The following is a 12,480-nucleotide window of genomic DNA, read 5'->3' as shown; positions in this document are numbered from 1 at the left end:
GCCGCCCCAGCGACACGACGTGACCGCAGAAAGCGCGCGCACCTCCACAGCGCGAGCCGTTCGCGCAGTCGCACCGCTTCCCCGCACTCCGCGGACAGCGCTCGTCACGCGGGCGGCCGGCAGCGCTCGGTGGAGGGTTCTGCCAGCGGTCCGTGTCGCACGGTGATCAGGTCCGCGGTGCCCGCCGGCTCTGCCGTGCCTCGCAGCCCGGCTCGACGAGCGCGACCGCGGTGGCGCCCAGGAGGCCACCGAAGCGACTCCTACCAAGTCCGCAACGTCAGCGGAAGGAGAACGGCGGGACGGCGCCTCCGTTCCAGTACTCGCTGACGACGGGTTCCAGGGCGACGCTGCCCGAGCGCGCGACGAACACACCGAAGACGACGGACTGCCCCGGCTGGAGAGATGCCGTGCCTGCACGCCACGACGAGATCCTGATCGGAGGCGACGCCGCGGAGCCCCGGATCGAAGGAGTCGTTCGAGGACCGCCACCCCACCGCTCCCATCGTGAGAGTCTGCTGATCACCCTCATCGATGTTCGAATGGCTCAGAGTGATGCCGCTGAACAGCAGACCGGTCGTCGCCGTATTCGTGACGGTGAGATCGACACGGGTGACACCGCCGAGGTTCTGCGGTGCACCCCACACCCCGACAGCCCGTCGAACGGAGCGGGCGGCGTCATGGACGCCTGCGCGACGGGAGCACCGACGGCCACGATCGCGACGGGGGCGGACCACGCCGCAGCCGCGGCCACCTGACGGCGCGATGGACCGAAGCAGTGACCGTCGAGTCGTCGGGCATGAGCAGGGCGCCTCAGGGACGGATGCGCGGCCAGGACGACACGTCGCACGCCTGACGTGATCAGGATGACGCATCGGCGCTCCTTCCTCCCGTGACTCGGGTACCCCCACTTCAGCGCGACGCGCGCTACGGTCGCCGCACTCAGGCACCCAGGCGAGGGTCGACCCTCCGGGGAGCCTCGTCACGTCACGAGATCCGACGCGTCACCGACGTCACGACCGGCTAGCATCCGAATGCCGTCGACCTCCGGCGCCTCTGACCGAAAGAGCACCAGTGCCTCGCCGTCGCCGCCTTCCTCTGCTCGTTCTCACCGTCACGGCGGCGCCTGCTCGGCGGTGTTCGCGCCGCTCGCCTCCGCCGCGCCCGACTCGACGGTCACCGACACCTGTTCGCCCGTCGGCGCCGCGTCCGGTCGACGGCCGGACGGTTCCCCGGAGACGCCGTCGGCGCCGTCGACGGGAACTACTCGTTCGTCCCACGGGGGAAGGACCCCGCGGCGGGCACCGCGTCGGGGACCATCACCATCTCGGATCGGTCACCGTCGCCGACGGGCCGGCGGCAGCGGGGCCCTCCTGTTCGGCGTCCAGCCCTTCGTGTCGCTGTACAACTGGGACGGCTTCCAGATCCGGAGTTCGACGTCGGCGGACTTCTCGTTCTCGGCGCCGGCCGGTGCCACCTACTTCCTCCTCGCCGGTGCCGGATTCGCGGCAGCCCTACGCCTCGACCTGGTTCGGCGGCACGCCGATCCCCGCGCGGTCGCCGGGGATCACGGCGAGCACGACCGACGCCGACATCACCCTGCTGCCCGGAGGTTCGGTGACGGGGACCGCCGGCGCACCCGCTGCCGCGACCGGGACGCGCCCCACTCGCCGAGGCGTGGCTCCTCGAGGAGGGCACGGACTCCGCCTGGCCCATGGGCTCGGGATACATGAACATCCAGGAGGCGGGAACCTCGCCGTTCCAGATCACGGGCCTGGCTCTGCGGGCGCGCTACCTCCTCCGCGCACTGGAGAGCACGTCCTCGACCACCGCACCGGCGAGCGCCACACCTTCTGGCGGGCCTCGAGGACGCGACGACCGCCACGCCCGTGACCGTCGGGGCGGGAACGACGACCGGCATCGACCCTCACGCTGCCGGCCTACGACTCGACGACGGCCCGGATCGCGGGAACCGATCGGTACGCGACGTCCGTCGCAGCGACACGCAGCTTCTTCACCTCTGGCATCCCCGTGCTCTACGTCGCGAGCGGTGCGAAGTGGCCCGACGCGCTCAGCGCAGGGCCGGCCGCTTCGGTGCAGGGCGGAGCGCTCCTGCTCACCGACCCCGACGGCGTGCCCTCCGTGGTCCGCGACGAGATCGTGCGCCTCGCGCCGGAGCGGGTGGTCGTGGTCGGCAGCCCTCGCCACGGTGAGCGCCGCCGTGTACGACGAGCTCGCCGCGCTCACCCCCTCGATCCGCCGCATCGGCGGAATCGATCGGTACGAGACGTCGCAGCTCATCGTCGCGGACGCCTTCCGCGGCGAGGACCGTCCGGAGGTGTTCCTCGCCACCGGCAACGACTTCCCGGACGCGCCTCGACCGGCCCCGCAGCCGGTCGACGCGGCGCACCGGTCCTCCTCGTCGACGGCAAGCGCGACGCCGTCGACCAGGGCACAGCCGATGCCCTCAGGCGGCTCGACGCGGACCGCACCGTGCTCCTCGGCCCGGAGCTGTCCATCTCGGACGGCATCAGCCTCGACCTCGTCGGACGCGGGCTCGCGGACGATCTGCGCCGCATCGGCGGCGGAGAACCGCTACGACACCAGCGGTCAGATCAACGCGTTCTACGACGGCGGGGCGCTGGCGACCAGCGCCTTCCTCGCCTCGGGAGAGGGCTTCGCCGACGCCCTCTCCGCCGGAACCGTCGCCGCGGCGATGGGAGCGCCCATCGTGCTCAGCCGCCCCTCCTGCGTCCCGCAGCAGGCCCTGACCGCTCTCGCCGTCAAGCACCGCTCCGACCTCACTCTCCTGGGCAGCCCCTCACCTCTCGGAGGCGGTGGCGCGCGCGACCCCGTGCTGACGGGCCGGCGCCGAGCGCCGATCCTCCCTGCGCTCGCACCGGACTCGTACCTTCGCAACCGCAGACCGGCACCGACGTCCGCTCGATCCGCGTCGACGGAGTCGGCCGCGCAGCGGTGCAGCGCCGGTCGGCGTCGGAGGAGACGGTGCGAGCGATCCCCTGCGTTCTCCTCCCGCGATCCGAGAGCGTTCCTGCACGCGCGATCGATCGGTGACGACCCTCGACTCGATACGCTCAGCAGATGACCGACCCTCGCCCCGTCCGTCACGACGTCGGTGGCCGGTCCCTCCTGGCCGTCGTCGCGGCGGTGCTCGTGTATGCGACGGTCGTGGCCGCTCTACGCGAGCGGCATCCGGGAGTCGAGCGAGGGCTGCGAGACGGTCATCGCGGGCGACGACCCCGGTCACGGTGAAGCTGCAGCCGGCGGAGGTGAACGCGGCCCGTCAGCGGCTGGAGTTCCAGTTGACCCTGGTGCCGTCGGAGGGCTGACCTCGTCCGAGTCGGGTACACGGCCGACGAGACGATCAGCCTGGTGACCTTCCCGGTCGACGGGCCGAGCGTCCTGACGTTCCCGGCGGGCGAGGTGCTGGACAGCTCGGTGCAGTCGGACTTCGCGGAGGGGACCGTCGAGGATGGCCCTTCGACAGCTACCGGGCCGACCTGACGACGTTCGCCTTCCTCGGGGAGGACGATCACGACGACCACGAGCACACCGGCGGTGCCCACGCAGGTCTGCCTCGACGACTCCGTTCCCGGGTGGCATCTGGACACCGTGACGGTCGACCGTCCCGGCAACACCGTCCCCACGGCCGACGGCGATGAACCGCTGACGTCGGTGGTGATCACCGCGACCCGCTCGGCGAGCACCGTCGCCTTCGGGATCGTGCTGCTCGGGCTGATGGCGGTCACCCCCGTGCTGGTCCTGTTCGTCGCCATCAGCGCCTACACCGGACGCCGGAGGGTGGAGGCGACCCTCACCAGCTGGATCGGCGCGATGCTCTTCGCGGTCATCCTGCTGTGGAACTTCCTTCCCGGCGCCCCGCCGGTCGGCTCCTGGATCGACTACCTCGTCGTGCTGTGGGTGATCGCGGGGCTCGTCACCGGACTGGCGATCTACGTCCTCGCGTGGAACCGCTGGGGTCACGGCGCCTCCCGGAAGCGGACCGACCCCGCACCGGACGGCCCCTGAGTCGCGGGTACCGGTGCGCCGACGGCTCTCCGTGGCGAGTGGGCGATCCGCGGCTCCCCGACTCCACTCCCGGCGCCTAGTGTTCGATCATGGATCCTCTAGAGCAGACGACCCTCAGCCCGAGTCCCTGAGGTGATGACCCAGTACCAGGACGGTGTCGTGACCATCAGCACGGAAGGCTCCGGGCGGTTGCGGGTCGTCCTCAACGGCTCGGTCCTCTTCGACGGCACCGTGGCCGAGGACTGAGACCCAGCGGCAGAGTTCGCGATCCGACAGCGGCGCTGCCCTGGCGGGCGAGGCGACCATGTGGAGACCCACGAGCACCGGACCCGTCATGGCACCGGCCGAGCCGCTGGCGACGACAGCATCGGCGCCTACGGGCAGCGCGAGGACGGACCGGCGCGTCAGGTCTCGGGAGAGCCACTCGTCCGGGGTGGCCCTCCGCCGCAGGTCCTCCTCGTCGCTCCTGGCCTCGTCCTCGGCTCCGCGCTCCCAGAGTGCTCCCTCCACGCCGACCCCGCGGCGGTCCGCACGTCGGCAGCCGGATCGTCCAGCAGCATCCGGGGGAACCAGCCGGGCAGTCCCGGCCGGTGGAGAGCAGTCCAGCGCACCAGAGCCGATCGGTCCTTCGCGACGAGCAGGAGGTGGTCGTCGTCCGGGAAGAGCAGCCCGACCTCGACCGCCATCGCTCGAGCCCGACGGTCACCGTCTCGGAGCAGCCTGTCGAAGTCGGCGCGCCCCGCACGCGGATTCGTCGTGCACAGCGCACGGACGTCGGGTGCCTCGTCTGCCAGCAGCAGCTCGAACAGGTCGCGGAAACCGGTGCGCCGCGCCATCGCTTCACGGGTCGAGGGAAGCGGATCGCGGACCAGCGCCTCCTGCGCCTCCCGGGAGAGCTCTCGCTCGCCGACCGAGAAGCGCGATGCCAGCTCGTGCCTGACCCAGGGGTCGGCCGAACCGAGGAGTGCCGCTTCCAGCCAGGGGCGAGGAACCGCCGTGCCCGCGGCCGAGAGGCGCACCAGCTCGTCCTCATCCGTCAGCAGCCTCCGCAGAGTCGCGTCGTCGACCGCACTGTCGCCCGCGACCGCGCGACGGACGCGAGGCGACGCGTGTCCGTCGAGCGCCTGCAGTTCCTCAGCCGAGGTCACCGTCGAGACGCGGTCGGCCGGCCTGGCGATCCCGTCCTCGACCGGAGTCACGGTCTGCGCTCGTCGTCGACCATCACACGTGGATCCTCTCATCCGGGGTCCCGCACGGCCGTTCCGGTTCCCCTGCTCCGACTACCGCCGCCGCAACGCTCGGTACAGCGCGCCGATGACGACCAGGACGCCGATCCCCACGAGGACCCAGGTCCGCGGATCCTCGTCGACGCCGGTGCACACGCCCGGCGAGTCCGGCATATTCCGCGCAGCTGCCCGAACGGTCGCCGGCGAGGAGGACCACCGCCAGGAGGGCGACGAACGCGAGCGCGAGCCACCACCCTCGAACGCGACGCCGGACCGATGCACCCATGACGAGACTGTACGACGGCGGCGCCTCCCGCTGAGGGCCGGCCTGGTCGACAACGTCGATCCGCGTCACACTGATCGCATGAGCATCCGGATCGCCGCCGTGCCGTTGCTCTGCGCCGTCGCCGTTCTCAGCGGGTGCGCCTCGGCACCCGTGGTCGACGGCAGCGTCGTGCCCACGGAGGGCACGCGCCGTGAGCTGACCGCACGCGCCTTCGTCCTCGACGACGGCGACGGGGCGGAGCTCTGCCTGGGCGCTGTCGGCCAGTCCCTCCCACCCGCGTGCGGTGGACCGACCATCACCGGGTGGGACTGGGACGACGTCGAGGGAGAGGAGAGCCTGTCCGGCAGCACGTGGGGCGACTACGACGTCGTCGGGACGTGGGACGGCACCTCCTTCACTCTCACGCGCACACCGGTCTTCTCGGACCCCTTCGCTCCGTCGACCGCGACGCCGCGGCCCGAACCGACGCCGGGCGACCCCTCGAACGCCGACGCAGTCGCGCGGGCCATCGAGGACTACTCGAACGCGATGGGTACGGTGACGGGTCTGCTCGGTCTCGGTGAGCATCGCGGCCGAGCGTGGGTCGTCGTCGTCCACGACGACGGCACCCTGCAGGCCGAAGCGGATGCCGAGTACGGCGACGACGTCGTCGTGATCGAGTCCCGCCTGCGCCCGGCAGCCGTCGAGTGACGGCGGTTCCCGGGGGTCGTCGGTCCGGGCGCTCGCTCGCGACGTGAGAGCACTGCCGGCCGTCGCCGCGGGCCGGGCCGCGTCTCTTGACACCGTCGTGGAGCGCTCATCATCATTCAGGGACGACCGGCGGCGGCGGGCCACCGGCACCTCGAGGGAAGCGGCGCACCGATGCCCACCATGATCTTCGTCAACCTGGCCGTCAGCGATCTCGCCCGGTCCCGGGCGTTCTACGAGTCGCTCGGATACTCCATCAACGAGGGGTTCAGCGACGAGAACGCCGTCAGCGTGGTGATCAGCGACACGATCGTCGCGATGCTGCTCACGCGGGAGTTCTTCGCCGAGTTCACCAGCAAGCCGATCATCGACGCCACCACCTCGACCGAGGTGCAGCTCGCCCTCAGCGCCGCACAGCAGGAGGAGGTCGACTCGCTCCACGCGAAGGCCCTCGCCGCGGGCGCGGCACCCGCGGGCGAGCAGGACCACGGCTTCATGTACTCGAAGAGCTTCGACGACCTCGACGGCCACCACTGGGACTTCGTCTGGATGGACCCGGAGGCGGCCGCCGGCGGCGCTCCGGAGGTCAGTCTCGACGAGATCCGGCAGAACACGACGCACAGCTGAGCCGACCCCTCGCGACGGCGATGCGGAGAATCGCGCCGTCGGGTGAACGCTCGCGCCTGCCGGGCAGTACCTCCCTGCGAGTCGCCGATCTCCGGCGACCGAAGCGTCAAGGAGTACACCAATGAGCAGGACTTTCTCCGTAGGTATCACCGCCGTCGCCGTGGCGGGCGTGCTGGCCGTGGCGCCCGTCGTCGCAGGTGCGAGCAGTGCCGCTCCCGCCGCAGCCAGCAACGAGTCGCGCAGCGCCTCGGTCAGCGCCGCCGACAGGGTCTGGCCGACGCCGCCCGCTCGGTGGCGCGCACGCTGCGCGTCGTCGGTCTCGCCGACGGCGGCACCGGACTCCGTGCAGTTCAACCCCACCAAGCCCGGCACGGTCACCGGCCGGGTCGCCGTCAGCGGGCTGACCGGCGGCGACACCGCTCTCGTCGGCATCGACTACCGCGTTCAGGACGGCAGCCTCTACGGAGTCGGGAACTCCGCGGCGAGCGCCGGCGTCTACCCTCGACGCGAAGACCGGAGTGGCCACCCCGGTCACCCGGCTCACCGTCGCGCTCAGCGGCACCAGCTTCGGCGTCGACTTCAACCCCGCCGCCAACGCGCTCCGCGTCATCAGCGACACCGGCCAGAACCTCCGTCAGCCGTTCGCCACCCCGGGCGCCGCCACGGTGTCCGACGGCGCGCTGAGCTACGCCGCGCCGGCCGTGGCCACCGGCGTGAACGGGGCCGCGTACACGAACAACGATCTCGACCTCGGCGACGGCCACCACTCTCTTCGTGCTCGACACCGCCCTCGACCAGATCGCGATCCAGTCGCCGGCCAACGCGGGCTCGCTGGCGCCGACCGGGAAGCTCGGAGTCGACGCCGCCGGCGTCACCGGCTTCGACGTGTACTCCGTGCTCCGCGGCGGCAGCCTCCGTCGCCTCGATCGGCCTCGCCGCCGTCAACGGGTCGCTCTACGAGGTCGGCCTGCTGAACGGCACCGCCACCTCGCTCGGCACTCTCGGAGCGGACGTCACCGACATCGCGATCCCGCTCGTCCAGCGCTGACGCGCCGGACCAGCCACCGCCGACCGGCGCTCCTCCGGGAGTGCCGGTCGGCGTTCGCGTCTGCGCGGAAGAGCTGCCCGTCGCGCGCGGGCACTCAGACACGTCGCGAGATGGCAAGGGTCGGTGCCGGGAGCCCGTCGCGGCGCGGGTCCTGTCGATAATGAGGAGGAGGGGGTGGTCGCGATGAGCGCAGTGGACGGGTCGGGTGCCGACTTCCTGGACTTCTCCCCCGCTGCTCCCGGAGTGCCCGCCGACGTCACCCCGCTCTTCGCGTGCTCGACGTCGGACCACGACGGCGGCGGAGCGTCGCCATCACCGCCGACGCCGTCTACCTGGGCGAGGAGAGCGGATCCTCCGCATCGGCGCGGGCGACATCCGCAGCTGGTCCTCCGCCGCCCGCGGCAGGATGTTCGCGCTGACCGTCGAGAGCGACGTGGCGCACCGCACGCACCTGTTCTCGCAGTTCCGCACGGCGACCGTCCTCGCGATGACGAAGACGATCGGCCCCGAGGGCGTCCTGCTCCGCGCGGCGTGAGCGTCGCCGGGTCCTCACGTGTCCTCGCAGCGAAGCCGCCGCGGGCGTTCTCAGGTCGAGGCGCCGCATCCGTGGGACCCTTGCCCGTGATGAACGAGGACGCCGACCGTTTCGTGCGCTCCGAGATCGCCGGCAGCGACTTCGACGAGGCCCTCTCGCTCCTGCAGGGCGAGTACAACGGCGGCGGATTCACCGCCGGGCGGACCGGCGAGGACTTCTCCTACCGCTACACCTCCGTCGGAGACGACGAGCTGACCCTCCGCGGCAACCTCTTCCGCGGCTCGATCCGCGGGACGATCCGCACCGAGGGCGAGTACATCGTCTCCTGGATCACCGCCGGCTCCGGAGCGCTGGACCTCACCGGCGACGCCGTGCGGCTGGACCACGGCCGACCGGCGATGTTCGTCGCCGGCCGACCGGCCGAGTTCGACTTCGCCGACCACCGGCAGAACCTGATGCACTTCGACGGCGAGTTCCTCGAGAGGGTCGCCGCCGAGCACGAGGGCTCCGCGGGACCGCTGCTCTTCGACACCCGATCGCACCCCACCGGCGAGGCCCTGCAGCGCTGGGCCGGCACCGTCGCGACCGTCGCCCGCGTGATCCAGGACCCGGACAGCCCCGCCCTCCTGCGCAGCGAGGCCAACCGCTCTGCCGCGATCGCCCTGCTCGACACCTTCCCCCACATCGGCCTCGCCGTGTCGACGCCGCTCGCGCTGCCCACGAGCGACCGGCTCCGCACGGCGATCGAGTACCTGCACGCCCACGCCCACCTCCCCGTGCGGATGGAGGACGTCGCCGCCGCCGCCGGCCTCAGCGTGCGGGTGCTCCAGAGCACGTTCCGTCGCGAGCTCGACGTCACTCCGCTCGACCACCTCCGCCGCATCCGCCTCGATCGCGTGCACACCGAGCTGCGCGCCGGCGAGGCCGGAACGGTCACCGTGGCCGAGGTGGCGCACCGGTGGGGCTTCGCGCACCTCGGACGCTTCGGCCTCGTACGAGCGGCGCTTCGGCGAGTACCCGAAGAGCACGCTCGGCTCCGACTGACCGCCGCGGAGCGATCCGCACCGCGAGGCTGGTCCTCCACTGCGCCGGGCGGCGACCGAGCACGGTCGGGAGTCGGGGTGCCGTCATCCGCTCGTGCGGTCGCGGGCACCCCGACGGGCGCTCAGACCCGGGCGGTGCGCCGACGGGCGATCAGGAGTGCGCCGCCAGCGGCGAGCAGGACGCCGGCGCCGAGCAGCGGTGCGGAGGTGCCGGCTCCCGTCTCGGCGAGGCGCGCTCCGGTCGTGGCCGCGGTCGGGCGGGCCGACGGGGAAGCGGCCGCCGGCGCGGGCGGCACGGCGAAGTAGCCGGGGGCGCCGTCGACGAAGTGGACGTAGAAGGCGTGCTCGAGGTCGGCCTCGCCCTCGGCGCGGGCGATGTACTCGGCGAAGACGAAGTACGAGCCCGGGGACACGGCCAGCGGGATGTCGCCTCCGTCGGCGAACTCGGCGAGGTCGTACCAGCGCGAGGTCGGAGGCGTGTAGTCGCCGTCGGTGTCGAGGACCGCGGTCGCCACCACGCGGATCTCGCCCGAGCACGACGCAGTCGCGGATCGTCAGGGGCTCGAGGTGCACGACGAGGCCGCCGGGCGCGACGGCGGTCGTCCCGACCGGCTCGGTGGTGGTGGCGCTGGGAACGCCTCCGAGGTCCTCGAAGCAGGTGTCGTCGACGGGCGCCGGGGCGGCGGTCGGAGTCGGCTCCGCCGGTGCGGTGGCGGGCGGCGTCGCGACGGGTGCGGCGGTGGGCGTCGGGGTCGCGGTCGCGGTTCCCGTCGGAGTCGGAGTCGCGATCGGCGTCGCAGACGATGTCGGTGCCGCCGTCGGGGTCGCAGTCGCAGTCGCAGTCGCAGTCGCAGTGGGCGCCGTGCTCGGGGTCGTCGAGGCGCTCGCCGACGGCGCGACGATCAGCACCCCTCCGAGAGCGAGGCTGGAGGCCGCCAGGACGGTGAGGAGGAGCGCGCCGAGCGGGCGCGGGAAGAGGGAGCAGGCACGGTGGTGTCCTTCATCGAGAGGTGGGTCGTCGGTCGAGACGCACCATCGTTTCCCCCGGGCGTTCCTCTCGATTTCTAGCAGTCCGCCGACAGCGCCGACAGCGGGCCGGGACCGTGGAGCCGTCTCCTTCTCATAACGGTCCGTCGCCGCGTCCGACCGGGCGTCCCCGCGGGGTCTCAGCGCGGCGCGGCGGAGGCGAGACGGGAGCGCAGCCGCAGGATCGCGTCGCGCAGCCGCGTCTTCACGGTGCCGAGCGGCAGCTCCAGGGCGCGGGCGATCTCGGAGTGGCTGCAGCCCTGGACGTAGGCGAGCACGAGCACCTCGCGCTGGACGCGGGGCAGCGCCCGGACCGCGGCGGCGACGGGCGCGAAGACGAACCGGACGTCCCCCTGCTCGGCGGTGGCGTCCCGCTCCGGCCGGTAGTCGAGAGTCGCGAAGGCGTGATCCCGCTCCCGCGACGACCGGGTGGCGCGCACGCGGTCGATCGCCCGGCGACGCGCCATCGTCGAGATCAGGCCCGCGCGGTCGGGATCGAGACGGCGGGCGTTCTGCCAGACCTTCGAGGAACACCTCCTGCGCCACCTCCTCCGCCTGGGCGCGGTCGCGCAGAACGGAGTGCGTGATCCGGAGGACCTGCGCGGCGGTGAGAGCGTAGAACCGCTCGAACGCGGCGGTGTCGCCGTCGGCGATGCGAGGGATCAGGTCGCGGATCGCGGTGGCGTCAGTGACGCTCACCGCCGACCTCGTCGTCGATGGAGCACCCGCTCAGCATGTCAGGGCGCCTCGCTCGACGGCGCCGTTCCGGCCGTCGCGGACCGGTCAGATGTCACCCCCTTCCAGGGGGTGACACCACCGGCCGCGCGTGCGCGGATCGAACGCGCGGACCGCCGTGGTCCTCCCCGACCGCTCCTTCTGGCATGGTGCGTCGTCCCCCTCGACGAGGACACTGGGTCGTCGCCCCTCGACCCGCGGATCGGACCGTCATGCTCACCGGACTCAGCGCCTTCCTCTCACACCTCTCGAGGACGACGCGGTCGACGAGCAGGCGTTCGCCGCCCTCGTCGAGCGCCTGGTCCTGAGCGGGGGTCGACTCGATCACCGCTCTGGGCTCGACCGGCTCCTACCTCTACCTCGACCGCGAGGAGCGCCGCCGCGTCGCCGCGTCCGCCGTCGCGCACGCCGGAGCGGTCCCCGTCGTGGTCGGGATCGGCGCGCTGCGGACATCGCAGGTGCTCGCCCTCGCCGAGGACGCGCAGAACGCGGGCGCGAGCGCGCTGCTGCTGGCTCCGGTCACCTACCAGCCGCTGACGGACGACGAGGTGTTCGGCCTGTTCGAGGACGTCGCCGGGCACGTCTCCGTCCCGCTGGTGGTCTACGACAACCCCCGCACGACGCACGTCACCTTCAGCGACGACCTCTACTCGGCCGTCGCTCGACTCCCCACGTCGCCTCCCTGAAGATCCCCGGCGTCCCTGCGGGTCGTGAGGCCGCGGGTCGACGGGTGAGGACGATCCGCGAGCGCGTGGGCGCCGGGGTGACCCTCGGAGTGTCCGGCGATCCCTCCGCCGCTCTCGGGCTGAGCAGCGGCTGCGACGCCTGGTACTCGGTCCTCGGCGGAACACTCCCGTCGCCCGCGCTGACGATCACCCGCGCGGTGCAGGCGGGCGATGACGCTGCCGCGGCGGCGGAGTCGGAGCGGCTGCAGCCGTTGTGGGACCTGTTCGCGGAGCACGGCGGCAGCTACCGGGTCATCGCCGCGATCGCCGAGCACCTGGGACTCGTCGCGGTGGACAGCCTGCCTCGCCCGGTCCGCGGTCTCGACGCCACCGGCCGGGTGCGGGTCGCGGAGCTGGTGACGACGCTGGGACTCGACGGGCGGGCGCGAGTGACGGCTGTCGTGCACCGGATCGGGCCGGTCCCGCCGCACCTGCCCGATCCCGGGAGGTGAGGGCCGGCCCGAGGGGACAGCAGAGGGGGTGCGCCTCGCGGCG

Annotated in this window: 13 protein-coding genes and 4 pseudogenes; 13 read left to right on the top strand and 4 right to left on the bottom strand. The window is 72.5% G+C overall.

Annotated elements, in window-relative coordinates; translation table 11 throughout:
• Positions 1-539 precede the first annotated feature (539 nt).
• On the top strand, positions 540-755 hold the full coding sequence (locus AC0CII_RS22005) for a hypothetical protein (protein WP_465230629.1): 216 nt from the start codon (positions 540-542) through the stop codon (positions 753-755).
• 578 nt (positions 756-1,333) lie between these two features.
• Here the strand turns inward: AC0CII_RS22005 and AC0CII_RS22000 are convergent.
• Positions 1,334-1,474: a hypothetical protein gene (locus AC0CII_RS22000; protein ID WP_465230628.1), complete on the bottom strand. Its 141-nt coding sequence runs from the start codon at positions 1,472-1,474 to the stop codon at positions 1,334-1,336.
• A gap of 17 nt (positions 1,475-1,491) precedes the next feature.
• Between AC0CII_RS22000 and AC0CII_RS21995 the strand changes: the two genes are divergently transcribed.
• The 3 genes and pseudogenes from AC0CII_RS21995 to AC0CII_RS21985 all read left to right on the top strand — a co-directional run bounded on the left by AC0CII_RS21995 (position 1,492) and on the right by AC0CII_RS21985 (position 3,103).
• On the top strand, positions 1,492-1,890 hold the full coding sequence (locus AC0CII_RS21995; protein WP_465230627.1) for a hypothetical protein: 399 nt from the start codon (positions 1,492-1,494) through the stop codon (positions 1,888-1,890).
• A gap of 39 nt (positions 1,891-1,929) precedes the next feature.
• Positions 1,930-2,184 (top strand): annotated as a pseudogene (locus tag AC0CII_RS21990) (cell wall-binding repeat-containing protein); the annotation flags it as partial.
• A 22-nt stretch (positions 2,185-2,206) separates the two neighbouring features.
• The gene (locus tag AC0CII_RS21985; RefSeq protein WP_465230626.1) at positions 2,207-3,103 is read left to right on the top strand and encodes a cell wall-binding repeat-containing protein; all 897 of its coding nucleotides are present in this window, start codon (positions 2,207-2,209) and stop codon (positions 3,101-3,103) included.
• Positions 3,104-3,239: 136 nt separating this feature from the next.
• Here AC0CII_RS21985 and AC0CII_RS21980 read toward each other — a convergent pair whose 3' ends face one another.
• Positions 3,240-3,584, bottom strand: coding sequence for a hypothetical protein (locus AC0CII_RS21980; RefSeq protein WP_465230625.1), 345 nt, complete (start codon positions 3,582-3,584; stop codon positions 3,240-3,242).
• Between AC0CII_RS21980 and AC0CII_RS21975 the strand changes: the two genes are divergently transcribed.
• Positions 3,577-4,047: a DUF4436 family protein gene (locus tag AC0CII_RS21975; RefSeq protein WP_465230624.1), complete on the top strand. Its 471-nt coding sequence runs from the start codon at positions 3,577-3,579 to the stop codon at positions 4,045-4,047. The genes AC0CII_RS21980 and AC0CII_RS21975 overlap by 8 nt on opposite strands.
• Positions 4,048-4,451: 404 nt before the next feature.
• Here AC0CII_RS21975 and AC0CII_RS21970 read toward each other — a convergent pair whose 3' ends face one another.
• Positions 4,452-5,246, bottom strand: coding sequence for a hypothetical protein (locus AC0CII_RS21970; RefSeq protein ID WP_465230623.1), 795 nt, complete (start codon positions 5,244-5,246; stop codon positions 4,452-4,454).
• Positions 5,247-5,274: 28 nt separating this feature from the next.
• Between AC0CII_RS21970 and AC0CII_RS21965 the strand changes: the two genes are divergently transcribed.
• From AC0CII_RS21965 to AC0CII_RS21935, 7 genes and pseudogenes are all read left to right on the top strand, one after another.
• Positions 5,275-6,249 (top strand): hypothetical protein, encoded by a 975-nt coding sequence (locus tag AC0CII_RS21965; RefSeq protein WP_465230622.1) that lies wholly within the window; start codon positions 5,275-5,277, stop codon positions 6,247-6,249.
• A gap of 171 nt (positions 6,250-6,420) precedes the next feature.
• Entirely contained in the window at positions 6,421-6,873 is a 453-nt protein-coding gene (locus AC0CII_RS21960; RefSeq protein WP_465230621.1) for a VOC family protein, read from the top strand.
• Positions 6,874-6,994: 121 nt separating this feature from the next.
• Positions 6,995-7,339, top strand: a pseudogene (locus AC0CII_RS21955) (DUF4394 domain-containing protein); the annotation flags it as partial.
• Positions 7,340-7,391: 52 nt separating this feature from the next.
• A pseudogene (locus tag AC0CII_RS21950) lies at positions 7,392-7,559 on the top strand (DUF4394 domain-containing protein); the annotation flags it as partial.
• Between the two features lie 88 nt (positions 7,560-7,647).
• Positions 7,648-8,082, top strand: coding sequence for a DUF4394 domain-containing protein (locus tag AC0CII_RS21945; protein ID WP_465230620.1), 435 nt, complete (start codon positions 7,648-7,650; stop codon positions 8,080-8,082).
• A gap of 44 nt (positions 8,083-8,126) precedes the next feature.
• Positions 8,127-8,456 carry a hypothetical protein gene (locus AC0CII_RS21940; protein ID WP_465230619.1) on the top strand — a complete coding sequence of 110 codons (330 nt, stop codon included), beginning with the start codon at positions 8,127-8,129 and terminating at the stop codon, positions 8,454-8,456.
• Between the two features lie 89 nt (positions 8,457-8,545).
• A complete protein-coding gene (locus tag AC0CII_RS21935) occupies positions 8,546-9,805 on the top strand; it encodes a helix-turn-helix domain-containing protein (RefSeq protein ID WP_465231058.1) in 1,260 nt (419 codons plus the stop codon).
• An 860-nt stretch (positions 9,806-10,665) separates the two neighbouring features.
• On the opposite strand, the gene AC0CII_RS21930 is transcribed toward AC0CII_RS21935, so the two are convergent.
• Positions 10,666-10,992 (bottom strand): sigma factor-like helix-turn-helix DNA-binding protein, encoded by a 327-nt coding sequence (locus tag AC0CII_RS21930; RefSeq protein WP_465230618.1) that lies wholly within the window; start codon positions 10,990-10,992, stop codon positions 10,666-10,668.
• A 480-nt stretch (positions 10,993-11,472) separates the two neighbouring features.
• Here AC0CII_RS21930 and AC0CII_RS21925 point away from each other — a divergent pair.
• Positions 11,473-12,359, top strand: a pseudogene (locus AC0CII_RS21925) (dihydrodipicolinate synthase family protein); the annotation flags it as partial.
• Between the last annotated feature and the right edge of the window lie 121 nt (positions 12,360-12,480).

The organism is Rathayibacter sp. AC182, from assembly GCF_979253875.1.
This window is presented reverse-complemented; position numbering and strand designations above follow the sequence as displayed.